The organism is Stappia sediminis (genome assembly GCF_009826895.1).
GTDB classification, from domain to species: domain Bacteria; phylum Pseudomonadota; class Alphaproteobacteria; order Rhizobiales; family Stappiaceae; genus Hongsoonwoonella; species Hongsoonwoonella sediminis.
In genome coordinates this window covers 167,441-193,203 of sequence record NZ_WUMV01000009.1, presented here as the reverse complement: position 1 = coordinate 193,203, position 25,763 = coordinate 167,441, and the positions used below count along the sequence as shown (strand labels likewise).

Below are 25,763 nucleotides of genomic sequence, written 5' to 3'. Positions count from 1 at the left end.
GCAAGGCTGGTGCCAATCACATTCGAGATAGTCCATACGCAGGCGAATGGCGATGGAAACCTGTGGATTTTTGGCGTGCAATGAAATTCAAAAATGAAAAACCCCGCCGTAACTGACGGCGGGGCTTCAAACATTTGGATTGCGCTGAACGTCGGATCAAAAGAAGCCGCGGCGCTGCCACCAGCCGGAACGTTTCGGCTTTTTTTCTTCCTTCTCGACCTCGACGGTCGATCCATCGGGTTTTTCGGACACCACAACGGGCTCCTGCGAAGCAGCCGTTTGGCTTTCCAGCGGTGCCGAGGAAGCCTCCCGAGCGGCCGGCTCGGCCAAGTCCACCGATGCTACTGCCGCTCCTTCCGGCTTTGCGGGTTCGGCTTCTTCGACGGAAACCGTCGCCTCCGCTGCTTCAACGGGTTCTGCCGGGGCTTCCGCATTTACCTCGGCAGGCACAGAATCGTCCGCCTTGTCCGGCTCGGGGTTTGCGTCCGTCGATACCTGCTCGGGAATTTCCGTATCATCCGACGGCGCAGTTTCGTCCGTTTCCGCTTCCTCGGAGGCTGCCTCCTGATTTGCGGTATCGCCCTCGCGATCACCCTTGCGGCCCCGCCGCCCCCCTCGGCGGCCCCTGCGGCGCTTGCGCTTGCGGTCGTCTTCCTGTTGCTCGTCGTCGGCATCCGAAGCAGCGCTCTCCGCCTCGTCGTCCGGCTCCTCGTTGTCGTTGGAGACATTTGCGTCGGCTTCTGCACTTGCCGCCTCGCCGTCTCCCTGACCGGATTTGCGCCGGCGGCGCCGACGGCGGCGCTTGCCGCGTCCGCCTTCCTCGTCTTCACCGTTTTCGTCGGCGGCTATCGTTTCCTCAATGGTTTCGGCGACCGGCACAATCGTATCCGGCTGGACGATGACCGGTGCCGCGGCGGCATCGCGGTCAAGCAATTCGCCACGCTCGAGGACATAGTGCTGGCCGTTCACCATCGTATCGGCCAGCACCGAGATGCCGAGTACGAAGCGCGTTTCCAGATCGATGAGGTGGCTGCGCTTCTGGTTCAGGATATAGAGCGCAACCTCGGCCGGCGTGCGAACGATGATATTGTGCGTAACACCCTTGAGGAGCTGATCTTCCAGCGAACGAAGGACGTGAAGCGCGACCGATTCCACCGAGCGGATCATGCCCGAACCATGGCAATGCGGGCACACGGTGGTGGAACTTTCCAGAACGCCCGTGCGCAGGCGCTGGCGCGACATTTCCAGCAGGCCGAAATGCGAAATCCGGCCGACCTGGATACGCGCCCGGTCGTTCTTCAGGCATTCCTTCATGCGCCGCTCGACCGACCGGTTGTTCTTGTTCTCCTCCATGTCGATGAAGTCGATCACGATCAGGCCGGCGAGGTCGCGCAGGCGAAGCTGGCGGGCGATCTCTTCCGCCGCCTCCAGGTTCGTCTGAAGGGCGGTATCCTCGATATTGTGCTCGCGCGTGGATTTGCCGGAGTTCACGTCGATGGAAACGAGAGCCTCGGTCTGGTTGATGACGATATAGCCGCCGGACTTCAGCGTCACCTGCGGCGAGAACATCGCATCGAGCTGGGCCTCTACGCCGAACCGGGTGAAGACGGGCGTTGGCTCGCGATAGGGCTGGACGTTGCGTGCGTGGCTCGGCATGAGCATGCGCATGAAGTCCTTGGCCTCGCGATACCCTTCATCGCCGGCCACCAGCACCTGGTCGATGTCCTTGTTGTAGAGGTCCCGGATCGAGCGCTTGATGAGCGAGCCTTCCTCATAGACGAGACAAGGCGCGGAAGACTGAAGCGTGAGGTCGCGCACGTTTTCCCAAAGGCGCAGAAGATATTCGAAATCGCGCTTGATTTCCGCCTTGGTGCGGGACGCCCCGGCCGTACGCAGGATCACGCCCATACCTTCCGGCACATCCAGTTCCGAGGCGATCTTCTTGAGGCGCTTTCGGTCGGTCGGATTGGTGATCTTGCGCGAGATTCCGCCGCCCCGGCCGGTGTTCGGCATGAGCACGGAATAGCGTCCGGCAAGCGAAAGATACGTGGTGAGCGCAGCGCCCTTGTTGCCGCGCTCCTCTTTCACGACCTGGACGAGAAGCACCTGCCGGCGCTTGATCACTTCCTGGATCTTGTATTGCTTGCGGATCTTGGGCGTGCGCTGGGGCACTTCCTCCATCGCGTCTTCGGCGCCGACGGATTCGACTTCGTCTTCATCCCCTTCGTCGTCCGCCCCATTCGCGTCGCCCCCGTTCGCGTCGGAAGCCTTCGCGCGTTTCGGCTTGTCGTTCGCCTCTTCGCCGTTTTCCTCCGCGCCGCGCTCCTCAGCGTCTTCCGCCTCCAGAAGCGCCTGCCGGTCGGCGACGGGGATCTGGTAGTAATCGGGATGGATTTCGCTGAAGGCGAGGAAGCCGTGCCTGTTTCCGCCGTATTCGACGAAGGCGGCCTGAAGCGACGGTTCGACCCGGGTTACCCGGGCCAGATAGATATTGCCGCGTAGCTGCTTTCGATTTGCTGCCTCAAAATCGAATTCTTCGACACGATTGCCGCGCACCACGACCACCCGGGTCTCTTCCGGGTGGGCGGCGTCTATGAGCATTTTGTTCGCCATTGACTAGGATCTCCACGGCCGGTCCCCGGGGCCGGAGCGCATATGCGGCTCCGTGCGGCCCGATAGGTCCGGTCGCCTGGTTGTTCTTGCTGCGGGAAGGGAGCAGGACGTTGCGCGCGTAGGCACCGCGGAGCGCCGCGACGGGAGTGTCGCGTCTTGTCGCTCCTTGAGTTTTCGGTCTCGCGCTGTTGCTCATGGCAACGCCTGCTCAAATTGATACCACGTGGGTTCGCCATTCTGGCGAACGTCGGAATTTGCCGGCAGGTAAACCTGTCGTCGAACGCGCCCCGGATTCGAGCTGCTCTGAAGAAATGGACTTTACGCCACGCGCGTGATGCGCGTTCGGACTACACCTCTCAACGAGGGCTCGGCCAGTACGCGCCGGAACATGACGCCCCCGACCGAGGTTTGTCGGTCATGGACGGCACAGTCTGCCTTGCCGCGTTGCCCGGATCCATCGGGATCAACGGTATTCGGTCGCGACGCGGAACCCGGCGCGGGCTCCAAACCTTCGAGATACCCGGTTCAGACATAATCTGAATCCGAAACCCGTTCTTTTCCTTTTACGGGCGGGAACGGCGGAACGCAAGCAATGTTAAACGACGTAGGGGAAACAATATCGCGCCGGATCGTGACAGCCATTGTTGCCCGTCGCCCACACCCCAGCGCAGACCGGCCCGGCATGGGGCTGCCCGTATTGTCAATGGAAGGTTAACTTGCCATCCATTATGCAATACGCAGGTGGTGCGCCGCCGCATCACCGCAGCAAGTCGACAGGAGCCCCGGTGATCCGAAGCATTCAGATAAAAACAGCGATTTTTCTGGCGCTTGCGATCTTCACGGGCGCGTCCAGGGCGGAAGAAGCCGATTCCTCGGCAAAACCCGTTGCCGAAGCTGCGCGCCTTGCGGGCGATGCGGTGCGCACGCGCTTTGTCATGGACCTTGTCGAGCCGGTGGATTTCGCGATCTCCACGCTTGCCGATCCCTATCGGGTGATCATCGACCTGCCGGAGACGAGGTTCGATTTCGGCGAAGATGCCGGCAAGGATGGCCGCGGCCTCGTTTCGGCGTGGCGCTATGGCCGATTCGCGCGCGGCAAGTCGCGCATCGTTCTCGATGCGGTCGAGCCGGTCACGGTCGACAAATCCTTTATTCTCCCTCCGGTGGACGACCAGCCCGCCAGGCTCGTGCTGGACCTCGTGAAGACGACGCGTGAAGCGTTCCTCGAAGGTGTCTCGCGGCCCGAGGCGTCGGCGCACACGGTCACCAAGGGTGACAAGTTGACCGCCAAGCAGGCCTCTTCGCGCCCCCTCATCGTCATCGATCCGGGGCACGGCGGCATCGACACCGGGGCGACGGGCAGGGGCGGGACGCTTGAAAAGCAGGTCGCGCTCGACTTTTCGAGCCTGCTGAAACGGAAACTGGAGGAAACCGGCCGCTACGATGTGGAGATGACCCGCGACAGCGACGTTTTCATTCCGCTCAAGAACCGTGTGGAGATCGCCCGGTCTCTGGAGGCCGACCTTTTTATCTCGGTGCATGCGGATTCGGTGCGGGTCGGCAAGAACGAAGTTCGCGGCGCATCCGTCTATACGTTGTCCGAAAAGGCATCCGACGCCGTTGCAGCCGAATTGGCAGAACGCGAAAACCGTTCGGATATCATCGCCGGTGTGCATCTGGAGGATGAGCAGAGCGAAGTTGCCGATATTCTGATCGACCTTGCCCGGCGCGAGACGAAGAAGTTTTCGATCTTCTTCGCGCGCACGCTTGTGGACGAACTCAAATCTGCGGCGCGCGTGATCAAGAATCCGCACAGATCGGCGGGCTTCCGGGTTCTTGAAGCGCATGATATGCCCTCCGCGCTCGTCGAACTTGGATATCTTTCGAATCGGCTTGATGAAAAACTGCTGACGAGCGATGAGTGGAGAGAGCGCATGTCGACATCGCTCGTCGCCGCCGTCGACCGGTTTTTTCGTCCGCGCCTCGTCAGGAACGGGGCGGTAAGTTCGGCGGAAACGGCCCGATAAGTTTGACGTTTGCCGTGACATCGACGGAGAAAACCGTTTGCACCGCCTCAGCATCGCCATATTGGTTGCGGAATGAGAGGTTGAGAGAAAACGCGTTGTGCGGGGCCGGAACACACTGAGCGCCGGCCGATGAATGAAAGTCCCGATTGAGCCGGCTGGCGGCATATGGCAGACAGGCACAACGCAGGATCGGAAAACGAGCCGACAATATGAAGTTTTTTGTCAAGTTCTTCGGCTACCTTTTCGGCATCGGAACGGTCATGTTCCTGATTGTCGCGGCAGGGGTGTGGATGTACCTGTCGGAGATGGGCAAGGACCTGCCCGACTACACGGCGCTGAAGAACTACGAACCGCCGGTCATGACGCGCGTGCACGCCGCCGACGGGCAGCTGATGGCGGAGTATGCGCGCGAGCGCAGGCTGTTCCTGCCGATACAGGCTGTGCCCGATGTTCTCAAGCAGGCCTACATCTCTGCTGAGGACAAGAATTTCTACGATCATCTGGGTATCGACCCGGAGGGTATTGCGCGTGCCGTCCTGGCGTTCGTGCAGAACTACGGCTCCGGCCGGCGGCCGCAGGGTGCTTCCACGATCACGCAGCAGGTGGCGAAGAACTTCCTCCTCACGAATGAGCTTTCCATCGAACGCAAGATCAAGGAAGCGGTGCTGGCGCTGCGTATCGAGCAGACGTTCACGAAGCCCGAGATCCTCGAACTGTACCTGAACGAGATCTACCTTGGCCTTGGCGCCTATGGCGTGGCGGCGGCCGCGCTCGTCTATTTCGACAAGTCCGTGCATGAGCTTACCGTCGCCGAGGCGGCATATCTCGCAGCCCTTCCCAAGGCGCCCAACAACTATCATCCGTTCAAGCACACCGATGCGGCAATCGCGCGCCGCAACTGGGTGATCGACCGAATGGTCGAAAACGGCTACGTCGATGTGGAAACTGGCGAAAAGGCCAAGGCAACGCCGCTTGAAGTCACCCCGCGCACGCGTGGCTCGCATCTCTTCGCATCGGAATATTTCTCCGAGGAAGTGCGGCGCACGCTGGCCGATATGTATGGCGAGGACCGGCTTTACGAAGGTGGTTTGTCCGTCCGTTCCACGCTCGATCCGGAAATGCAGGAACTTGCGCGCAAGTCGCTGATGGACGGCCTGATCGAGTTCGACCGCCGCCGCGGCGGATGGCGCGGGCCGGTCGAGAAGATCGAACTCGGATCCGGCGATTGGGGCGCGCCGCTTGCCGAAGTCGAGGGCCTTGGCGACGTACCGGAGTGGACACTGGCTGTCGTGCTGTCGGTTGAGGGCGGCGAGGCGGAAATCGGCCTGCAGCCGGAAAGGCTGGTGTCGGGCGCGCTCTCCACCGAACGCAAGCGCGGCGTCATTCCTTTCGACGCGATGAAATGGGCAAGGGTGAAGGGCCGCAGCCCCAGTTCGCCCGCCGATGTTCTTGCGCCCGGAGACGTGGTCTATGTCGCAAAGCAGGAAGGCCCGGCAGCGTCCTACTATGAACTGATGCAGGTGCCGAAGGTTTCCGGGGCGCTTGTCGCGCTCGATCCCTATACGGGCCGTGTGCTGGCGATGTCCGGCGGCTTCAGCTTCGCCGAAAGCGAGTTCAACCGCGCGACGCAAGCCTATCGGCAGCCGGGTTCCTCGTTCAAGCCGTTCATATATGCCGCAGCGCTCGATAACGGTTATACCCCGTCGAGCGTGGTTCTCGACGCACCGCTGGAGATCAGTCAGGGACCGGGTCTGGCGACGTGGCGCCCGCAGAACTACGGCGGCAAATTCTACGGCCCCTCGACGCTGCGCACTGGTATCGAACTTTCGCGAAACGTCATGACCGTGCGCCTTGCGCAGGACATGGGCATGCCGCTTGTCGCCGAATATGCCAAGCGTTTCGGCATATACGACAACATGCTACCGGTCCTTTCCATGTCGCTTGGTGCGGGCGAGACGACCGTCCTGCGCCTGACAACCGCCTATGCGACGATCGCCAATGGCGGGCGCAAGCTTGACCCGACGCTTATCGACCGTATCCAGGACCGCTACGGCAAGACGATCTTCAAGCACGACCAGCGCATTTGCGATGCCTGCGTCGCCGAGACCTGGGACGGCCAGCCGGAGCCTGAACTGGAAGACAATCGCGAGCAGGTTCTCGACCCGATGACGGCCTATCAGATCACCTCGATGATGGAAGGTGTGGTCCAGCGCGGCACGGCGACCAAGGTGCAGGCCGTCGGCCGGCCCGTTGCCGGCAAGACCGGTACGACGAACGACGAAAAGGATGCATGGTTCGTCGGCTTCACGCCCAACCTGGCCGTCGGCGTTTTCGTCGGTTACGACACGCCGAAGCCTATGGGCCGCGGGGCGACGGGCGGGCAGGTCGCCGCGCCGATTTTCACCGAGTTCATGAAGCAGGCCCTTGCCGATGAACCGCCGGTGGAGTTCCGGGTGCCCGAAGGCCTGCAACTCATTCCGATCAACCGTCGTACGGGCCTTCGCGCCTCGGCCGGAGCGCCCGGCACGATCCTTGAATCCTTCAAGCCGGGCACCGCACCGCCTGATGAATATTCGATTATCGGCTTTCAGGACGAGATCGGTATCCCGCGCGATGTTTCGCCGGATGCAGGGCGCGCGGTGTTGACGGGAACCGGCGGTCTCTATTGATCGCCGGGTGAGGATTTCTCATATATTTACAGTGTCAGGGGGTGCGGCTATGGTCGCGCCCCGCGGAGCCGTCAGGCTCGGCTTAAAATTCACCTGCAAGAAAAAGAGGATACGATGCGCGCCGAAACCGAGGCCGTGGTCGACGAAATCAAGCAGGCCATAAGCCTGCTGAGGAGGCATCTTTGACTGGGATACCGCTATATCCCGGCTTGATGAACTGAACGCGCTTTCAGAGGATCCGGAGCTTTGGAACGATCCCTCGCGCGCACAAAAGCTGATGCGCGAACGCCAGCACCTGGATGACAATATCGGCGGCGTACGCCGGCTGGAAAGCGATCTGACCGATAATCTGGAGCTGATCGAGCTTGGCGAGGCCGAAGGCGATCAGGACGTTGTCACGGAAGCCGAAACCACGCTGAAATCGCTCAAGAGCGAAGTCGAGAAGCGACAGCTTGCCTCCCTTTTGTCCGGTGAGGCGGACGCCAACGATACCTATATCGAAATCAACGCGGGCGCCGGGGGAACGGAAAGCCAGGACTGGGCGAGCATGCTTTTGCGCATGTATACCCGCTGGGCGGAGCAGCACGGCCACAAGGTGGAGCTTCTGGAAGTGCATGACGGGGAAGAGGCCGGCATCAAGTCCGCCACGCTTCTCGTCAAGGGCGAATGGGCCTACGGCTGGCTGAAGACCGAATCCGGCGTCCATCGCCTCGTGCGGATTTCGCCTTACGACAGTCAGGCGCGACGCCACACGAGTTTCGCTTCCGTCTGGGTCTATCCCGTGATCGACGATTCCATCGAGATCGAAGTCAACGAGAGCGACTGCCGGATCGACACCTATCGCGCTTCCGGGGCGGGCGGCCAGCACGTCAACACGACGGATTCTGCGGTTCGCATTACACACCAGCCGACGGGCATCGTGGTTCAGTGCCAGAACGAACGCTCACAGCACAAGAACCGCGCGCAGGCATGGTCGATGCTGAAAGCGCGGCTCTATGAACTCGAGCTGCAAAAGCGTGAGGAAGCCGCCAGCGCGGAAGCGGCGTCGAAAACGTCGATCGGCTGGGGGCACCAGATTCGGTCCTACGTTCTCCAGCCCTATCAGCTCGTCAAGGATCTGAGAACGGGTGTGGAGACGACCAACCCGCAGGCCGTGCTTGACGGCGCCCTCGATGCGTTCATGGAAGCAGCGCTTGCCCAGCGCGTTCTGGGCGGGGAGCCGGTCGAGGTCGAGGACGTGGAATAACGAAAACGCGAAAAAGGGGCGGGGTGTTTCCCGCCCTTATTCGTTCGAAGCGGGCATTCAGATCACGCTCGCGATGCGATAGCCCGCATTCAAATATTTGCGCGGATTTATCGCTTTACCCCCAAATCGCAATTCATAATGCAGATGCGGGCCCGTGGACCGGCCGGTGGAGCCGACCAGCCCCAGCGCCTGGTTCACGTCCAGTTCATCGCCCTTTTTCACGAGAATGCGACGCAGGTGGGCGAAACGGCTGACGATGCCGCTCGGGTGTTCGATTTCCACCATCAGTCCGTAACCGCCATTGCGCCCGGCATATGTCACCCTGCCGGAAGCCGGTGCCTTCACGGTCGTTCCGCTGGAGGCGCGAAAGTCTATCCCGGTATGCATGGCCATGCGCCGGATGAAGGGGTCGAGCCGCGGGCCGAAGGAGGACGTTACCTTCGCCCCCTCGATCGGTGCGCGGAACGGCACGCCCTGGGCAGCGGTCTTGAGCGTTTCCAGCCTGGAAAGTGCTGTTTCCGCACGGGTAATGCGTTGAACGAATTCATCGTCCTCGATATCGACGAGCGGTCCCCCCAAGCCGGTACCGTCGTCTTTTTCTTCTTCGGCGGACGAAGCGAGATCGATGCCAAGGTCCGAGGCAGCGCGTTCGATCTTGCGGCTATCCCGGTCGGCGGAGACCGCGATGATGTCGAGCGCGGAGTATGTCTCGTCGCTCATCCTGTCGAGAGAAGACGTGATTGTGCTGAATAGCGTATCGCGCCCATCGTCGAGAATCAGGGAAGCTCCCTTGCCGGGCAGAGAAGTCGAACCGCGCAACCCGATCGCGTCATCAAGTTCGATCGGTTCGCTCGTGCCGCCAATGCCGTCCGACGATTCCGGAGCGCTTGCGGTAACCGGCTGCAGCGTTCCCTCAGGTTTGCGGCGAGGCAAGTTGTCTGTAGGCGAAAGTGTTATCCCGTTGTCCGCGGCTTTGGCGAGAAGGACGGATACGCGGGCGTGGCGTTCATCCAGTTCGCGCTGGCGCAGGACAAGACTATCCACCCTTTCTTCAAGCGTAGCACGGTCCATAACCGAGCGGCTGGTCAGCCGATCGATCTGCGCTCTCAGGTTGGCGATCCGGTCTTCATAGGTCAGCTGGAGCTGCGCCTGCTTTTCGCTCGACGTGCGCAGGATGTCGTCGCGAAGGACCAGATAACCGGTCGCGCCGATATAGCCGATCGCAAACAGCATCCCGGCTCCGGTTATCAACCCCATGGTCCAGGGGGACACCGTAAAGGAGCGTACGTTACCGGCCCGCGAGATGGTTATGCGATGTGGTTCGCGCCGCTTGCCGAATTGCCGATGGGTGTCTCGTGATCGCATCTCAGCCCCGAAGCTGCGTCTTCTTGAAAATGACCTTTATGTCGAGGCTGATTAGAAATTAGTAAGGTTAACAAACCCTTTTGACGTATGGGCATTCACCCCACGAGGCGAACGAGAGGACGGTAAAAACCGGGCGTGAGGCCGGCTTCCGAGCGCGCGCGGTCATTGAACGGCGGCTTGAGGCCGCCCTTGAAATGGGTGCGCACGAGTTGCTGGAAACGCGATTCGGGCTTCAGGCCCTGACGGTCGCAGATATAGCGAAACCACTTGGCCCCAAACGCAACATGTCGTTTTTCATCCCGGTAGATGATCTCGAGAATCGATGCCGTTTGCGTATCGCCCAACGCACCGGATTTCTCGATCATGCCGGGCGTGATATCGAGGCCGCGCGCTTCGAGTACGAGCGGTATGATGGCAAGCCTGGCGGCAAGGTCGTGTCCGGTGGCTTGTGCGGCTTGCCAGAGCCCGTCATGGGCGGGAAGTGCCCCATAATGCGAATCGAGGTCTTCAAGCCGGCGCTCAAGAAGCGAAAAATGCTTGGCTTCCTCCAGACCGACCTGAACCCAGTCGTCAAAATAGGATCGCGGCATCTTCGCATGCGCAAACCGGCCTATAAGGTCCCACGTCAGATCCACCGCGTTGAGTTCGATATGCGCGAGGGAATGAACAAGCGCGATTCGGCCGGCCTCGCCACCGACGGATCGCCGGGGCATGTCTCGCGGCGGCAGGAGAACGGGCTTGTCCGGGCGGCCGGGACGGTCCGGCATGGCGAGCGGTCCGGAGCCGCGCCTTAACGACAGTTCACGCCGGAACCACGCTCGCGATGTCGCATAGGCCAGTTCGACCTTCCGCGCGGTATCGGCTTCGGCGACGATTGCACGTGCGCCTTCTTCCAGGGACGCGGGCTTTTCCACGGAAATGCATTCTTCCGATTCAGCGTCGACGTTTTCCATCATGCCTCAAAGCGCCTTTACCGCTTCCAGCACTTCTTCCGCATGGCCGGGAACCTTTACCTTCCGCCAGACGCACGCGACATTTCCATTTGCATCGATCAGGAATGTCGAGCGTTCGACGCCCATGTACTTCTTGCCGTACATGGATTTTTCCACCAATACGCCGTAGGCCGAGGCCGTTTCGGTTTGCGTGTCGGCAGCCAGCGTCACCGTCAACTTGTGCTTTGCCTTGAACTTGTCGTGCTTGGCGACGCCGTCCGGCGAAACGCCGACTACGGTTACACCCAATTCTTCGAACTGTGGGCCAAGTTCGGTGAAGGCGATCGCCTCCCTGGTGCAGCCCGGCGTATCGTCCTTGGGATAGAAGTAGACGACTACCGGCTTTCCGCGCAGGTTCGACAGCCTGATCTTATCCCCGCCGTCTGTGGGCAGGTCAAAATCAGGTGCTATGCTGCCTTCGATGATCTCGCTCATTTTTGCCTTCCTTTCGACACAGGATGCAGGGAAAGGGGTGTGTGACACAATTTCAACACGCATTGCGGCGATATGCGGCGGTAAAGATGCGTCGAATGTGGCCGCCGGAACGCCGGTAAAGCGCTATCATGTCGACATTGAAAAAGCGAAGCGAACAAACGCTCCGGGAAGGAAACGGACGCCCTGACTAGAGGACTGTTTCGGCGAAGAGATTCCAAAACTGCACCGGCCGGCAGGCGCTGGGGCAGACGAATCGCCATTGCGTTTTTTCTGTTGATCGCGATTCTCGCCGGAACGGCGGCATATTTTGTGGCCGCCGGCCCCGTGGATGTGCCGAGGCTTGCGCGTCTTGTCGAAGATCGCATTGCGGAAAAAGGCCTCTCGGCAACCGTTACCAGTGCGTCGATCGATCTTACGCTCTCGAATGAAGCCTCGATCACATTTGAGAACATGATGATCGGTCCGCTTGACGGACAGGACTTTGCCGTAACCATCCCGCGTGTGACGATCCCGGTGGAGCTTTCCGCCTTGCTGACCGGACAGGTCAGGATCGGCGCCCTGGTGCTTGAGCGCCTGCATCTGGTTTTCCGGCCGAAGCCCGCCGGGAAAGACATTCCGAAAATGGCGCAGGTGATCGAGACGATCGACCAGGTGTCGCAATCCGTTCTGGATGCGTTCGGCGAGCGGGGTCTGGAATCCATAGAGGTCGACAATGGTGACGTAACCATTCGTTCGCAAACCGATCGCCATATCTCCGGAATCGATGCTCGTCTTTCGAGAGGCGAGAAAAAGAGCCTGATTCTCGAGGCCGATATTGCAGGACGCTTCGGCCGTTGGGAGGTCGAGTTCCGCCGCATGATCGACCCCGACAGTGGCGAACGGATCGTTTCCGCATCCTCAAGCCCGGTAACGCTTGGCGAGTTCATGGCGCCAGACCGGGAACTCGTGCCGGGAAAGGGGCTCGGAGTGCCGTTCCAGCCGCGATTCGAGGGACGGCTGACACCGAAGGGCGGCTTCAAGACCGCGCGCTTCAACGTCGAAGTTGCCGGTGGCTGGATAAAAACCGGCCGTTCGGTCGTGGCATTCGACCGGATAAACGTCGGCCTTGCATGGGCTCCGGATCTCGACGGCTTTCGTATCCAGCCTTCTCATTATGTGAAGGGGCGGACGGTGATCCCGTTTCAGGGTGTCGTGGAAAGTCCGCGCGATTGGGAGGACACCTGGTCCTACAAGATAATATCGCGCAACGCGCGCATCCTTCCGAGCGATGTTACAGGCATGCCGCTGCCCGTCAGCACCGCGCTTGTGCAGGGAAGGGCCGATGTGGGCAAGCGTACGGTCTTCTTCGACCGTATGGCGATCCGCGCGGCGACCGCCAAGATCGATGGAGCCGGGTCCCTCCAGTTGACCGACGAAGGTCCTTATATGGCGCTGGCGCTGGAAAGCGACGGGATGCCGGTCGCCACCTTGAAGCGCCTGTGGCCTGTAACCTTCGCGCCGCCGGCACGTGCCTGGGTGATCGATCACCTGCTGTCCGGCAACGTCGAATATGGCCGGGCGAATGTATCGGTGGGGCCGGGGGCGTTCGATCGCTCCAGCCCGGACCCGGGCTGGAGCGGTGATGATGTCACTGCGGAAATTAAGTTCAACGGGCTTGGGCTTACCAGTATAGGCACCGTTCCGGCATTGCAGGACGTGGCGGGTACGCTCGTGATCGCCGACGAGGTGCTGACGATTGCCGGCACCGACGGCTACTTCGACCCGGGTGGGGGAGAGACGATCGCGGCCCCGCAGGTGCAATTCTCCATTCCGAACTTTCGCCAGCAGAAAGGCAAGATCGGCCGGCTGGACATATCGGGAGAAGGGGCCGCCAAGGCGCTCGGCGCCATTGTCGACAGCAAGCCTTTCCGTGCGCTCCAAAAGCAGGGCATCACGCCGGAAGATCTCACAGGTGACGGCAAGTTGGTGCTGGAGGCCGAATTCCCGCTGGAAAAGGAGCGGAATTTAGCGGATGTCGACTGGAACCTGACCGGGAACCTCAACGATTTTTCGATTGCAAGGCCGGTGAAGGGGCGGCGGATCCAGAATGCCGATCTGACGTTTTCGGTCGATGGCAAGAGTTTCGCGGTCAAGGGGAGAGGCCGGCTCGACGGATTGGCGGCGGATATCGACATTTTCGAGCCCCTCGGCGGTTTGACCGGTGACGACAGCGAAAACCTTGCCCGCCAGGGTATCGTGCTGGACGTTACGGCCGCGGATCTGAAAAAACGCGGCATCGACCTCGGATCATTGGTGAGCGGTTCCATGACCGTTTCGCTCGACAACAGCGGCCAGGGCCAGCTTTACGAGATAGATCTTACAAACGCCAAAGTCGCGATCGACGAGTTGGGATGGCAGAAAAGCTCGGGCGTTGCCGGAACCGCGCAATTCGAGTTGGTGAAATCCGACGCAGGGCAGGTTCTCAAGGATTTCAGGCTGACTTCGGAAGGTGTGGATATTCAGGGGACCGTCGATCTGGGTGCGTCAGGCGACCTCAAGCAGGCGCGTTTCAGCCAGTTCAAGCTTCGCCCGAGCGATTCCGCATCGCTCAAAATCACGAAGACCGGCCGCAATTCCCTTCGCGCGGACCTCAATGCGCAACAGTTCGACGGGCGCGGGCTGATCGCGGCCATTCGCTCGGACAGCACGGAAGGGAGCCGCAATGAAGCCGGCGGAGGCGGGTCCATTTCGGTCAATGCCGACATCGGCCTCCTGATCGGTTTCAACGGTGTGTCGGCGCAAAATGTGCGGATCGACTTCGACCGGTCGGGCAAGACCCTCAAGAATTTTTCGATGAAGGGGCAGACCGGCGGCAAGAACGACTTCGACGTCGATTATTCGCCGGGCGGCGGCGGAGGAACGCTGAGCGGCACGCTCGCGAACACCGGCGAAGTCCTCAGATTTCTTGATTTTTACAAGCGAATGCGGGGCGGGCGCGGCCGCCTTTCCGTTGATATGGACGCAAACGACAATTGGGTCGGCTCGCTTGTGGTCAAGGATCTTTCGATTACTGAAGACCCTGCCATCAAGCAGTTGAGTACGATACGTGAGGCGGCAGGAGACGAAGGCGCGCTCATCCGCAACCTCGGTGCCGTGCGCCAGGGCGAGGCATCGTTCCAGCGCATGAGCGTTTCCTTCCGCCGCAGCGGCGACACGATTACCGTGACCGATGGCACCATGACGGGCGCGACCGTTGGCGGCACATTCTCCGGTACGGTGAACCTTGGCAGCAAAACCCTTGATCTGACAGGGACTTTCGTGCCGGCATTCGCGCTCAACAACCTTTTCGCGAAGATCCCTGTGCTCGGTTTTGCGCTCGGCGGCGGCAGCGACGAAGGGTTGATCGGTGTGACATACCGGGTGACCGGCGCGCTCAGCGAGCCGCAGCTTTCGGTGAACCCGGTTTCGGCCATCGCCCCCGGAATCTTCCGTAAATTATTCGAATATCGATGAATTTCAATAGGTTAGAAGAATTTCCGGAATCAATCCGCGAAAGCGGCGAGCTCAATTCCAAAATTGCCGGAATCGATGCTTTAAGGGGTTGAATCGGTAAATTAAAAATCCGGCGACTCTTTCGAACCGCCGGATTCTGTTTCTCAAGACTGTTGCCGAAATCGCTCGTCCGAGCGGGGATAAGTCAGACCGGCTTCAGAAGAACGTGGCGCTTCTTCCCCAGCGAGAGTTTGATCACGCCGTCTTCCACCACGTCCGAGGCCGTCAGCACGCGCCGGTCGTCGCTTTCCGGCTTGTCGTTGATGCGGATCGCACCGCCCTTGATGTTGCGGCGAACCTCGCTGTTGGTGGCGCACAGCCCGGCGGTCACGACGGCACTCAAAAGGCCCAGGCCTTCGCTGAGGTCACCCTGGCTGATCTCGACCGTCGGCAGACCCTGGGCCAGCGCGCCTTCCTCGAAGGCCTTGCGGGCCGTCTCGGCCGCCTGGTCCGCCGCCTCGCGGCCATGGGCCATGGCGGTTGCCTCCGTCGCCAGCACCTTCTTGGCCTCGTTGATCTCCGATCCGCCAAGGCCGGAAAGCCGCGCGATCTCGTCAAGCGGCAACGTGGTGAAGAGCTTCAGGAAACGCTCGACGTCCGCATCCTCGGTGTTGCGCCAGTACTGCCAGTAGTCGTAAGCCGACAGCATGTCCGGGTTGAGCCAGACGGCACCGGCCGCCGTCTTGCCCATCTTCGCGCCGGAAGACGTGGTGAGCAGCGGCGTGGTGATGGCGAAAAGCTCGACATCCTCCATGCGCCGGCCGAGATCGACACCGGAGACGATGTTGCCCCACTGGTCCGACCCGCCAAGCTGGACGCGGCAGCCGGTGCGCCGGTAAAGCTCCACGAAGTCATAGGCCTGAAGCAGCATGTAGTTGAACTCAAGGAACGACAGATGCTGCTCGCGCTCCAGACGCAGGCGAACGGAATCGCGCTGGATCATCTGGTTGACCGAAAAATGCCGCCCGACATCGCGCAGGAACGGCAGATATTCAAGCTTCATCAGCCAGTCGGCGTTGTCGAGCATCAGCGCATCCTTCGGCCCGTCGCCGAAGGAGAGGAAGCGGTCGAACACCTTGCGGATGCCGGACTTGTTGTCCTCGATCATCTCCTCGGTCAGAAGAGGGCGGGCCTCGTCGCGGAACGACGGGTCGCCCACACGGGTGGTGCCGCTGCCCATCAGCGCGATGGGCTGGTGCCCGCACTTTTGCATCCAGTGCAGGATCATGATCTGGACGAGGGAGCCGACATGCAGGCTCTTCGCCGTGCAGTCGAAGCCGATATAGGCGGTAACCGTCTCGGACGAATACAGCTTGTCGAGCCCTTCCGGGTTCGACACCTGATGGATGAAGCCTCGCTCCTGGAGGGTCTTCAGAAAGTCCGATTTGAAAGCGGTCATTTCGCCAGTTTCCATATTTCCCGTGATTGGATTGAGTAGCCGGCCCGATAAGTACTCAGAAACAAGGCCGGCCCGCTCTATAGCCGATGCGGGACGGGATTTCACGGGGAAATGGGAGAGGCAGTCCGCCTAAGTTTTTTTTTGAATGCTTTGGTTTCGGGACATGCGAGGAGGTGACCTTCGCGTATTACACGCAAATTTACGCTTGATCGTTCCACATTTTTGACCGCCCCCTGAAATCGGGAGAAGTCGAAGTTCGTTAGAATAAATCCTTTTCGAAGAACCGCGCAGATGGTGCGACAATTTTTGATTGCGAAAACGCAGGTTCTGGCGAGGCACTTCCGGTCTGCAGCCCCATAGCTGCGTAATTCTTGCAACGTATGTTCGATGATATCGACAGCTGCATACCGACGCGCTAATTTGGAGACCGATTGCCAGATGGTGGAAGATGTTACGTTTATATTTGAAAATTCTAATCGCTGCGATCTTGCTACAAATTCCAGTATCGAGTGAGGTAAGGGCCAATCTCCGTTACAAATTTGTCGAATTTGATGGCTTCCGTATTGCTCTAGTTACAGGTGCGTTCGAGCCATCTGACCGGTTGGAGACTTTCGCCCGCTTCATTGAAGCGCGCGGGGTGCGTGTCATATTATTCGATTCGGGCGGTGGAAATCCTTACAAGGCGATGGAGTTCGGGAGATACATTCGCTCCACCGGCCTCGCCACGACGCAGGTCAAGGAGGGCGAATGTGCATCGGCCTGCGCGCTTGCCTTTATGGGCGGCGTAATCCGCTTAGCCGAACCTGGCTCCATTGGCGTTCACAAGTCGTCATTCAGTGGTGAATTCGGCATCAACGCGCACGCTGCCGTTTCCGCGATACAGGAACTAACGGCAGAAACCATTTCTTACATGATAGAAATGGGTGTCGATCCCGCCCTTTTGCAACTCGCGCTCAAATACGAAAGCAACGATATCCGCTATTTATCGGGAAGCGAAATGAAGCGCTTCCGACTGATCACGGAGGGCGTCGATGCGCCGCCACGGGATGTGACCGTGTCGCCAAGGGCTGCCAATCTACCTCCTCTTGGCGGTGAACAGAGCACTGCCGTTTTCTTGTCGCCTGAAGCAGCGCGAAGCGGCGCTGTACGCCATCCGGCTGGCCAGGCGCCGCTCAAGCAAGCCGCTCGGGGGAAGTCTGCTGATCTGGCGGTTCTTTCGAACGGTGAACGGCTTACCATTCTCGGTAATCACGACCGATGGTATCGCGTTAGGGCCGGCACCCTCACTGGCTACATGCATCATACTTGGGTTTATGTCGACCAGTTCGCTTTGGCGCCGTTCGACCAAAGGCATGTCCAAGTCAGAAGCTTCCGTAGTATCGAGGAGGTAAATCGCTACGTGCGCTCATCGAGGCTTCCGCTGTCCGCCTATCGGGCGAGCAACGGTTGGTATGCTGTGACGTTGCGTAATACTTATGACAAGCAGCACGCTATCAATTTGGCGCGAAAGCTAAAGAATCAAGGCGCAATACCCTCCGATTCTTTCATCACTTATGGCAATACATACCTTGAGAAGGTGTGCTGCGAGTAGGATCCCAAATTGCTCGAAATATGCCAGTTAGCATCATCGGTTGCTGGGTCTGGGCCTTCTTAGTCAAGTCGGAGACAAACGGCGAAGACGAAGGAGAGGTTACGGCGTGTGGCACGAGATGCCCGTCTTCACGGGCATGACAGGTGGAGAGGGCGCGGCATGTGGTGTGACGACGGGGCACGGCGCGTGGAGGGAGGTCCCCCGATCGAGCCGAGGGCAAGCCCCGCCCTTCGCGGGGAAGACAGGAGTGATGCGCCGCGTCCGGAATGACAGGATGCTAAGCGGGATTTCACGGGGGAAATGGGGAAGGGGCGCTATGCGAACGCCTTGGATATCAAAACCACGCCATAACCGAACATGAAGGCCAGAAACAACCTCTCATATACGGCCTGATGAAGGCTGGCGAACGTTCGTCGGCCCAAGGCAACATATACCGCTCCGGCTATGGACATCAGGTATAACTGGCTCCACGTGAATATTTCCGGTTTGAAATTATATAAAATAAGCAGTTGGATACATGCAAAACAGAGATAGCAGAAGGCGATGGTTTTACGGACATCGGATTTTTCATGGAAACAGGAATTCGCGACCAACGCCAATACACTGCCGCCGAGATTTGAGATGCCATGAACGGCGCCCATTATGAAAAACCATGCTTTAAGGTGGTGGCGGATCATGCCGTTCGTTTTCACCGAATACCGCGGCAACATCTGGAAACAGACACTCAAGAGCATGATCGTGCCGAGTGCGAGCTCCAGCGAAATCGCAGCCCCGAACTCCAGCAGTGCAATGAGCCCCAATCCCAGCGCGGGAAGGCACCAGACGATAAACTGACGTGCGAAACGCCCATCCACCAATTTGTCTTCGTAAAGCTGCAACAAGCTGATTACGATTGAGGCTGGCAGTAAAATTGCCAGTACTTCAGAGAATTCAAAACCCAATAAAAGCAAGGTTGGCGTTCCGAACACAAGCAACCCCATCCCGAACAAGGATTGTATGAAGCTGAAAAAGATGACGGTAGCGGCAGCTTCCATGTCGGTCCTTTTTGAAGCGGTCTCTTCCACCTGAATAGAAAGAAGCCGGAGACTTTACGCTGGTCGTTTCTGCGGGTGATCGTTCTCCTGCATTATCGGCGAAATGTCCCAATGAAGTGCTTCGGCCAGATCGCCGATGCGATGGGTCTGGATGAGGTTCATCCGATTGCCCGAACGCGGGTAACCGACGGTCGTGACGAGCACGACATCCTCAAGCGTCAGTTCGCCCTGAAGAAAAAGAGCTTCCAGGCATTCGGCTATGTGGTCGGTGGATGTGCGCGGAAACTCGATGTCGAGATGAATGCCCCGCACGCCCTGAAGCAGATTGAAGCTGCGCGCCGCCATGCGGTCATTGCTCACGGCCAATACGGGCTGTCTAAGCGAGCGGGAGGACACCAGACGCGCCGCAAATCCGGAGATCGTGATGGCCACCACCTTGGTGATCGCCAGTTCGTTGCAGATCAAGCCGATCGCATCGCCCATGGCCTGAGGCGTTTCGAGGTGTCCGTTCACGGCACCGGAGCCGACCACATGATGCATGGCCGCATCAACGATGCGGCGCATCGTCCTGACCGATTCGACCGGAAAGGCGCCGAATGCGGTCTCGCCCGACAACATCGTTGCAGCACAACCATCGAGCACCGCATTCGTGATGTCGCTGACTTCCGCCTTGGTCGGCATGGGCGACTCGATCATGCTGTGCAGCATTTCGGTGGCGACGATGACCGGCTTGCTGTGCGCTTTGGCGGCGCTCAGGACGCGCTTCTGGTAAAGCGCGACGTTTTCCACGTTGGTTTCGACCGACAGGTCGCCACGGTCGATCATGACGGCATCAGTCGCCTTGAGAATGTCTTCAACATTGTCGAGGCCGATCTGGTTTTCGACCTTGGCGACGATGCGCGGCCAGTTGCCGCCGGCAAGCTCACGGATACGTTCGACGTGGGCGGCGGATTCCACAAAGCTGATGCCGACGAAATCGACCTCCTGTTCGACGGCGAATGCCATCATGTCCCGGTCCCGCTGGGTGATCATGGGAGTGCGAAGGCGAACGAAGGGAACGTTGATGCCCTTGCGGCTTCTCAACCGGCCATCGCAATTGGCTTCGACGTAAATGTCCCGGCCGACGACCTCGATGACCGTAAACCTGAGCGTTCCGTCGTCGGCGAGAATGATATTTCCAGGCGCCAGATCCTCGTGAAGGCTCGGATAATTCACAGGCACCTTTTCACCGCCCGCATATGAGATATCCGTCGTCAGGACGATGGTATCTCCGGCCTTGAACCTGGGCTCCGCCATGAGCTGGGTCGTGCGGATTTTCCGGCCCGGGATATCGAGCAGGATTGGCGTGTTGGGCAAGACCTCTCGAATGAGCGCGATTGTTTCGGCGTGCCAGCCCAGTTCGTTATGCGATCCGTTCAACCGCGCAACCGTCATGCCCGCGTCTTCAAGCTCGCGCAGCATTTGGGCAGACGCGCTCACCGGCCCGATTGTCGCGACGATCTGGATCTTGCTCACATTTCCTCTCCCTCAATGAACAAGGGTACGTCCGCCAGTGCGGCCACGATTTCGGGCCGGATGATCTTTGCGTCGACCGCCTTTTTGCCCGCCAGGGCCGAGCGAATATCCGTACCGGAAATTTCGGTGATCATCGCTGGCGCTTGAGAGAAGTGCCGGCACGTGTGTTCCGTGACGATCGTTCGGCATCCGTTGCAATAAAAAGGGCCGTTCAGCCGCAGGACTTCGATGCCGAGTTCGCCTTCGAATTCACGCGTCGCTTCGTGCGCCTCATACTTGCCGTAATAGCTGCCGACGCCCGCGTGGTCCCGGCCGACGACGAAATGGGTGCAACCGTAGTTGCGGCGGATGATTGCGTGAAACACAGCCTCGCGCGGACCGGCGTATCGCATCGATGTCGTCAAGATGCCGAGGACCACGCGCTCCGGCGGAAAGAACCCGTCGATCAGCGCCCGGTATCCCGCGACAACGGCCTCGGGCGTATAGTCGCCGGCTTTTCTCAAACCGACGAGAGGCTGAACGAAAAGGCCGTCCGCAATCTCGAGTGCGACGCGCTGCAGGTATTCATGCGCCCGATGCGGCACGTTTCGCGTCTGAAAGCCCACGACGCTCTTCCAGCCCCTGGACCTGAAAAGCCGGCGCGTCTCCGCCGGTGTCAGCTCATATTTGGTAAGACTGTGCGTAATCCGTTTCTTGAGGGAAACCGGACCTCCGACGAACCAGTCTCCGCCTTGCATGAAGAACCGGACACCGGGATGGGCGATGTCGTCGGTGCCGTATATCTTCCTTGCCGCAGCCGCCTTGTCGACCGTGAAAACGCTTTGCGGATCGATCTCTCCGACTTCATGCCCCTCGTGCAGCAGTGAAACGCGATGCGCTCCCCGCATCCGCTCGGCATCGCTTGCGCCGACGCCAAGGACGATCGGCAGGGGAAAGGGCGATCCATCCGGCAGCCGCCGCCTTTCGACCACGCTGTTGAACTCGTCCTCCGTCATGAACCCGGTGACCGGCTGGAATGCGCCGAAGGCTAGCTTTTCCAGCTCGAAATACCGGATGCGGTCGAGAACGAGTTCGCTCATGAAACGGCGTCCAGATGGTCGATCTGCAGCGCCGCCGCAAAGCGCGGTATTGCCCGCGCAACCTTTCTTGCAAGCTCCGCCGGCCTGGGGACCGTGGCCGCATCAATTCGAAGATCGGGATTTGCGGGCGGGTTCCACGGCACGTCTATACCGACGACGAATTCCATTTCCCCGCGGTCGGCCTTGCCGTAAAGCCCTTTGGGGTCGCGCTGGCGAACCAACGAGAGCGGTGCGTCCAGATAAATCTCGAAATAGTCTTTGAAGTTTTGCCTGTTCCAGCTGAGAAGATCGGGATGCGCATAAAGGGCGGCGACGATAACGACCTGTTCTTGCTTGTCTAGCTCTCGCGCAAGGCTTTGTATGCGTTTGATCTGGCGTGCGCGATCCGCCTCGCCAAAGCCAAGATCCCCGCCGAAAATCTCGCGCACGACATCGCCGTCGATAAGTACAAGTTCCGGTATCCGCGGCTTCAGCAGCGATCTCAGCGCCTCGCACAAAGTCGTTTTGCCCGAACCGGAAAGACCCGTGACCCAAACAACCACTCCACACCCCCGCTTCCTGGAGCATATCCCGCAAATTCCGAATAGGTATCTGCGATAAGGATATGCTCAAGACGTTGAATTTAGGACGAATCCCTGTCCCGATAGCGATCCCGCTTTCAGGACAAGCGCTCTATGCGGCGTTAGAAGAATCGACCCTCCGCCATTCGTCGAGATCCCTTCCAAGGAGACGGGCAAGCCGCTCCGTTTCCGGCTGAAAGTAGGCCGCAAGGCGTGCGCGTATCGGTTCGGTCAGCGGGGGATAGCGGTTCGGCTTCGCGAGCAAGGCACGCGCCGACTTGAACGCCGACGTATGGCGAAATGGAGCGACGACACCTTTCATCGGCCCAAGAAGCCTGCGCACGCCCAACGGCAGCATTGCGGTGTCCCTGGCCTTGGCCCGTTTGCCGATATCTTGAGGAATGACCGGATCATCCACGCCGACATGCCGGGAAATCGAGCGAAGGACGCCGGCGGGATCCCTTTCCATCTCTTCGTAGATCGTCACCAGAACCTGATCCGGCGGGAAAAAATCGAGATACCTGGTAAGGTGCGTATGATAGCGACCGTCGTTCAACAGCCGTGGTATCGGGGTGCGGTCCGGATCGAGATAACGCTCGATGTCGCCACTTGCCTGACCCCTGCGAAAATGCATGCAGTAGTCCGAATAGGCGCGGTCCACCGGATTGCGCAATTGCGCAATCAGGCGCGCATGAGGCAGCAGTTCTTTCAAGCGTGCGGGAACATCGGGATGCGGCAGATAACTTGCCGATTTCTCGCCGACGAACCTGATTTCGTCGCTGATGCCGGAGAAATGCTTGAGGTACCAATCCGTCCCGCGTTCGAAATTTCTGCTGAAATAGTGCACTCCGGCGCTTGGTTGCATCGGAATCGATACATCTTCTTGTAGCTGAAGGTTGGCAACGATCCAACTCGTGCCACCTTTGGTCGCACCGATAATAATGAAATCCGGATACCGCACATTTTCCAGCACGCGAACACTCCATACACTAGCGTATAATGCGCAGTCTAAATTTATTAAATATGATTATATTAAAATCGGCATATCAACTTATTAGCAAGTTAGCCAACTAAGCTAAAATATAAAACATTTTTGCGCAATATTTCATCTATTCCTTCATGGATTGCAGTTTTTCCTAAGTGCGAAAGGGAAAAACCTTTCATGCAAGCGCAAGCGCCGCGAAGAGTTCCGGGAACGCTAGGTAGCCGAGTTCCTGGCGTGGCGCCGCCTGCGCCGGTTCCATCAATGCGGTCTCCGTGACCGAACGCTCAAGCGAGCGTGACAGGTGCGATACGGCTATCGGAGTCAAAAAAATGGCGGCCCGTGAGGGCCGCCTAGTTTGCGGGTAAGGACCGACCGGCAATTGGGCTGCGTACGCCGCACGAAGCGAAACCCAAATGCCGGCCGGCCCCAAGGCATGGCAAGGGCAGAGCTTCCAAGCCTTGGGACGGATTACTAACTGTCTACGATGACGGCTGCGTGACAGATTACCGATAAGAGAAAAAGCCCGCGCCGGGGTGGCGCGGGCTTTGCAATAATCAGTCTTGCAAACTGGCGAAAGCCTCTGGCTTAGACCGAATAGTACATGTCGTATTCGACCGGATGCGGCGTCATTTCGAACCGCATGTTCTCTTCCATCTTCAGTTCGATGTAAGCGTCGATCTGGTCGTCGTCCATCACGCCGCCGGCCTTCAGGAACTCGCGGTCGGCATCGAGCGATTCCAGGGCTTCGCGAAGCGAGGCGGAAACGGTCGGGATGTCCTTCAGCTCTTCCGGCGGCAGGTCGTAGAGGTTCTTGTCCATCGGGTCGCCCGGATGGATCTTGTTCTTGATGCCGTCGAGGCCGGCCATGAGCATGGCGGCAAAGCAGAGGTACGGGTTCGCAGACGGATCGGGGAAGCGGACCTCGACGCGCTTGGCCTTCGGCGATGCCGTGAACGGAATGCGGCAGGAGGCCGAACGGTTGCGCGAGGAATAGGCCAGAAGCACCGGAGCCTCGTAACCCGGAACCAGACGCTTGTAGGAGTTGGTCGACGGGTTGGTGAAGGCGTTGAGCGCCTTGGCGTGCTTCAGGATGCCGCCGATGTAGTAGAGGCAGTTCTCCGAAAGGTCGGCATACTGGTTGCCGGCGAAGACGGGCTGGCCTTCCTTCCAGATCGACTGGTGGCAGTGCATGCCCGTGCCGTTGTCGCCGAAGACCGGCTTGGGCATGAAGGTGGCCGTCTTGCCGTAGGCGTGGGCGACCTGATGCACCGCGTACTTGTAAATCTGCATCTTGTCGGCGTTGCGCACCATCGTGTCGAACTTGATGCCGAGCTCATGCTGGGCTGCGGCCACCTCGTGGTGGTGCTTTTCGACGACGACGCCCATCTCGGTCAGGACTGTCAGCATTTCGGAGCGGATGTCCTGGGCGCTGTCGACCGGGGGAACCGGGAAATAACCGCCCTTGGTGCGCGGACGGTGGCCGAGGTTGCCCGTCTCGTATTCCGAACCCATGTTGGTCGGCAGTTCCATGGAATCGACCTGGAAGCCGGTGTTGTAGGGATCGGCGGAGAAGCGAACGTCGTCGAAGATGAAGAACTCGGCTTCAGGGCCGAAGAAGACGGTGTCGCCGATGCCGAGCGTCTTCATGTAGGCCTCGGCCTTCTTGGCCGTGGTGCGCGGGTCGCGGTTGTAGGCCTCTCCGGAGACCGGGTCGATGATGTCGCACATGATGGCAAGCGTGGACTGGGCGAAGAACGGATCGACGTGCGCGCTCTCCGGATCGAGAACGAGTTGCATGTCGGACTCGTTGATCGCCTTCCAGCCGGCGATCGAAGAGCCGTCGAAGGCGACGCCTTCGGCGAACATGTCCTCATCGACGAGGCCGGCATCCATCGTGACATGCTGCATCTTGCCGCGCGGGTCGGTGAAGCGCAGGTCGACGAACTTGATGTCCTTTTCCTTGATTTCCTTCAGAATTTCGCTTGCGGTCGTCATTACGTTTTTTCCCAGGTTTCGCTTTGGATTGGCGACTTGGAGCATGTTCCGCCGAAATATGGACGTTTTCGGGAAAACAGGCCCATGCATCGCTTGGCCCGAGCCGGCGCGGAAGCACGTTCGTGCGCCCGCGACCCGTCAGGCGGTTCAGATGGCGTCCACGCCGGTCTCGCCGGTACGGATGCGAACGGCTTCCTCGATGTTGGAGACGAAAATCTTTCCGTCGCCGATTCTGCCGGTTTGGGCGGCGTTGCGAATCGCCTCGACAGCCTTCTCCACCAGGTCGTCGGCAAGGACGATTTCGACCTTGACCTTGGGAAGGAAGTCAACGACGTATTCGGCGCCGCGATAAAGCTCGGTATGGCCCTTCTGGCGGCCGAAACCCTTCGCCTCGGTGACGGTGATGCCCTGGAGGCCGACCTCCTGAAGCGCTTCCTTCACTTCGTCCAGCTTGAAGGGTTTGATGATCGCTTCGATTTTCTTCATAGCCTCCGTCTCTCCGCATCAGATGCATTCGGCCGGGCGGCCGGTGCCGACCTGACGATCGGCTGGAGCTCTTTCGTCTTCGTCCCGACGGCCAAGCCCCGGCCTTCCCAGATCGATCAACGTCTCTGCATCCAGGTGGGATCACCTGCATGAAGGTTGATCTAGCACGAGCCATGCCAAGCGCGCATGCCGAAAAAGTCGCCTCCAAATGCGGCAATTCGGGCTGGAAAATCCGGGATGT

The 25,763-nt window shown here is 59.6% G+C and carries 18 protein-coding genes; 5 read left to right on the top strand and 13 right to left on the bottom strand.

The genetic code is table 11. The annotated features are described in order from the left end of the window. Positions 1-156: 156 nt before the first annotated feature. Positions 157-2,613, bottom strand: coding sequence for a ribonuclease E/G (locus GR183_RS19325; protein ID WP_160777313.1), 2,457 nt, complete (start codon positions 2,611-2,613; stop codon positions 157-159). A gap of 785 nt (positions 2,614-3,398) precedes the next feature. On the opposite strand from GR183_RS19325, the gene GR183_RS19320 reads away from it, so the two are divergent. The 3 genes from GR183_RS19320 (at position 3,399) to prfB (ending at position 8,555) form a co-directional block, all read left to right on the top strand. After that, on the top strand, positions 3,399-4,640 hold the full coding sequence (locus GR183_RS19320; RefSeq protein ID WP_312846858.1) for an N-acetylmuramoyl-L-alanine amidase: 1,242 nt from the start codon (positions 3,399-3,401) through the stop codon (positions 4,638-4,640). A 209-nt stretch (positions 4,641-4,849) separates the two neighbouring features. Beyond that, positions 4,850-7,309, top strand: a complete 2,460-nt coding sequence (locus GR183_RS19315; RefSeq protein ID WP_160777312.1) for a penicillin-binding protein 1A — start codon at positions 4,850-4,852, stop codon at positions 7,307-7,309. A 114-nt stretch (positions 7,310-7,423) separates the two neighbouring features. Next, positions 7,424-8,555 (top strand): peptide chain release factor 2 gene (gene prfB / locus GR183_RS19310; RefSeq protein ID WP_160777311.1). Its coding sequence is split into 2 segments (ribosomal slippage): positions 7,424-7,492 and positions 7,494-8,555, totalling 1,131 coding nucleotides; the frame shifts between segments, so codons are not numbered across the junction. Positions 8,556-8,612: 57 nt separating this feature from the next. Here the strand turns inward: prfB and GR183_RS19305 are convergent. From GR183_RS19305 to GR183_RS19295, 3 genes are all read right to left on the bottom strand, one after another. Further along, positions 8,613-9,788 carry a M23 family metallopeptidase gene (locus tag GR183_RS19305; protein WP_160777310.1) on the bottom strand — a complete coding sequence of 392 codons (1,176 nt, stop codon included), beginning with the start codon at positions 9,786-9,788 and terminating at the stop codon, positions 8,613-8,615. 227 nt (positions 9,789-10,015) lie between these two features. Beyond that, the gene (locus GR183_RS19300; protein ID WP_202396201.1) at positions 10,016-10,873 is read right to left on the bottom strand and encodes a ferritin-like domain-containing protein; all 858 of its coding nucleotides are present in this window, start codon (positions 10,871-10,873) and stop codon (positions 10,016-10,018) included. A gap of 6 nt (positions 10,874-10,879) precedes the next feature. Beyond that, the gene (locus GR183_RS19295) at positions 10,880-11,347 is read right to left on the bottom strand and encodes a peroxiredoxin (protein WP_160777308.1); all 468 of its coding nucleotides are present in this window, start codon (positions 11,345-11,347) and stop codon (positions 10,880-10,882) included. A 309-nt stretch (positions 11,348-11,656) separates the two neighbouring features. On the opposite strand from GR183_RS19295, the gene GR183_RS22295 reads away from it, so the two are divergent. Continuing rightward, positions 11,657-14,839 (top strand): AsmA-like C-terminal domain-containing protein, encoded by a 3,183-nt coding sequence (locus GR183_RS22295; protein ID WP_160777307.1) that lies wholly within the window; start codon positions 11,657-11,659, stop codon positions 14,837-14,839. 184 nt (positions 14,840-15,023) lie between these two features. Here GR183_RS22295 and tyrS read toward each other — a convergent pair whose 3' ends face one another. After that, entirely contained in the window at positions 15,024-16,277 is a 1,254-nt protein-coding gene (tyrS, locus tag GR183_RS19285) for a tyrosine--tRNA ligase (protein ID WP_160777306.1), read from the bottom strand. Positions 16,278-16,725: 448 nt separating this feature from the next. Between tyrS and GR183_RS19280 the strand changes: the two genes are divergently transcribed. After that, on the top strand, positions 16,726-17,868 hold the full coding sequence (locus tag GR183_RS19280) for an SH3 domain-containing protein (RefSeq protein WP_160777305.1): 1,143 nt from the start codon (positions 16,726-16,728) through the stop codon (positions 17,866-17,868). Between the two features lie 314 nt (positions 17,869-18,182). Here the strand turns inward: GR183_RS19280 and GR183_RS19275 are convergent, their stop codons facing one another. From GR183_RS19275 to GR183_RS19240, 8 genes are all read right to left on the bottom strand, one after another. After that, positions 18,183-18,902, bottom strand: a complete 720-nt coding sequence (locus GR183_RS19275) for a TSUP family transporter (protein ID WP_160777304.1) — start codon at positions 18,900-18,902, stop codon at positions 18,183-18,185. A 54-nt stretch (positions 18,903-18,956) separates the two neighbouring features. Continuing rightward, positions 18,957-20,417, bottom strand: a complete 1,461-nt coding sequence (gene pyk, locus GR183_RS19270) for a pyruvate kinase (protein ID WP_160777303.1) — start codon at positions 20,415-20,417, stop codon at positions 18,957-18,959. Beyond that, complete coding sequence (gene sat, locus GR183_RS19265; RefSeq protein ID WP_160777302.1) at positions 20,414-21,496, bottom strand: sulfate adenylyltransferase; 1,083 nt, start codon at positions 21,494-21,496, stop codon at positions 20,414-20,416. The genes pyk and sat overlap by 4 nt, the downstream gene beginning before the upstream one ends. Beyond that, on the bottom strand, positions 21,493-22,038 hold the full coding sequence (locus tag GR183_RS19260) for an adenylyl-sulfate kinase (protein ID WP_160777301.1): 546 nt from the start codon (positions 22,036-22,038) through the stop codon (positions 21,493-21,495). The genes sat and GR183_RS19260 overlap by 4 nt, the downstream gene beginning before the upstream one ends. A gap of 130 nt (positions 22,039-22,168) precedes the next feature. Then, positions 22,169-23,017: a sulfotransferase domain-containing protein gene (locus GR183_RS19255; protein ID WP_312846865.1), complete on the bottom strand. Its 849-nt coding sequence runs from the start codon at positions 23,015-23,017 to the stop codon at positions 22,169-22,171. Positions 23,018-23,216: 199 nt separating this feature from the next. Further along, complete coding sequence (locus GR183_RS19250) at positions 23,217-23,366, bottom strand: hypothetical protein (protein ID WP_160777299.1); 150 nt, start codon at positions 23,364-23,366, stop codon at positions 23,217-23,219. 260 nt (positions 23,367-23,626) lie between these two features. Then, positions 23,627-25,036, bottom strand: a complete 1,410-nt coding sequence (gene glnA, locus GR183_RS19245; protein ID WP_160777298.1) for a type I glutamate--ammonia ligase — start codon at positions 25,034-25,036, stop codon at positions 23,627-23,629. Positions 25,037-25,183: 147 nt separating this feature from the next. Further along, a complete protein-coding gene (locus tag GR183_RS19240) occupies positions 25,184-25,522 on the bottom strand; it encodes a P-II family nitrogen regulator (RefSeq protein ID WP_160777297.1) in 339 nt (112 codons plus the stop codon). Between the last annotated feature and the right edge of the window lie 241 nt (positions 25,523-25,763).

Coding starts and splice junctions, on each gene's coding strand:
- GR183_RS19300 (WP_202396201.1), bottom strand. CDS start 10,873: ATGGAAAACGTCGACGCTGAATCGGAAGAATGCATTTCCGTGGAAAAG.
- GR183_RS19325 (WP_160777313.1), bottom strand. CDS start 2,613: ATGGCGAACAAAATGCTCATAGACGCCGCCCACCCGGAAGAGACCCGG.
- sat (WP_160777302.1), bottom strand. CDS start 21,496: ATGAGCGAACTCGTTCTCGACCGCATCCGGTATTTCGAGCTGGAAAAG.
- GR183_RS19295 (WP_160777308.1), bottom strand. CDS start 11,347: ATGAGCGAGATCATCGAAGGCAGCATAGCACCTGATTTTGACCTGCCC.
- GR183_RS19305 (WP_160777310.1), bottom strand. CDS start 9,788: ATGCTGTTTGCGATCGGCTATATCGGCGCGACCGGTTATCTGGTCCTT.
- GR183_RS19240 (WP_160777297.1), bottom strand. CDS start 25,522: ATGAAGAAAATCGAAGCGATCATCAAACCCTTCAAGCTGGACGAAGTG.
- GR183_RS19275 (WP_160777304.1), bottom strand. CDS start 18,902: ATGGAAGCTGCCGCTACCGTCATCTTTTTCAGCTTCATACAATCCTTG.
- GR183_RS19280 (WP_160777305.1), top strand. CDS start 16,726: ATGTTACGTTTATATTTGAAAATTCTAATCGCTGCGATCTTGCTACAA.
- glnA (WP_160777298.1), bottom strand. CDS start 25,036: ATGACGACCGCAAGCGAAATTCTGAAGGAAATCAAGGAAAAGGACATC.
- GR183_RS19315 (WP_160777312.1), top strand. CDS start 4,850: ATGAAGTTTTTTGTCAAGTTCTTCGGCTACCTTTTCGGCATCGGAACG.
- tyrS (WP_160777306.1), bottom strand. CDS start 16,277: ATGACCGCTTTCAAATCGGACTTTCTGAAGACCCTCCAGGAGCGAGGC.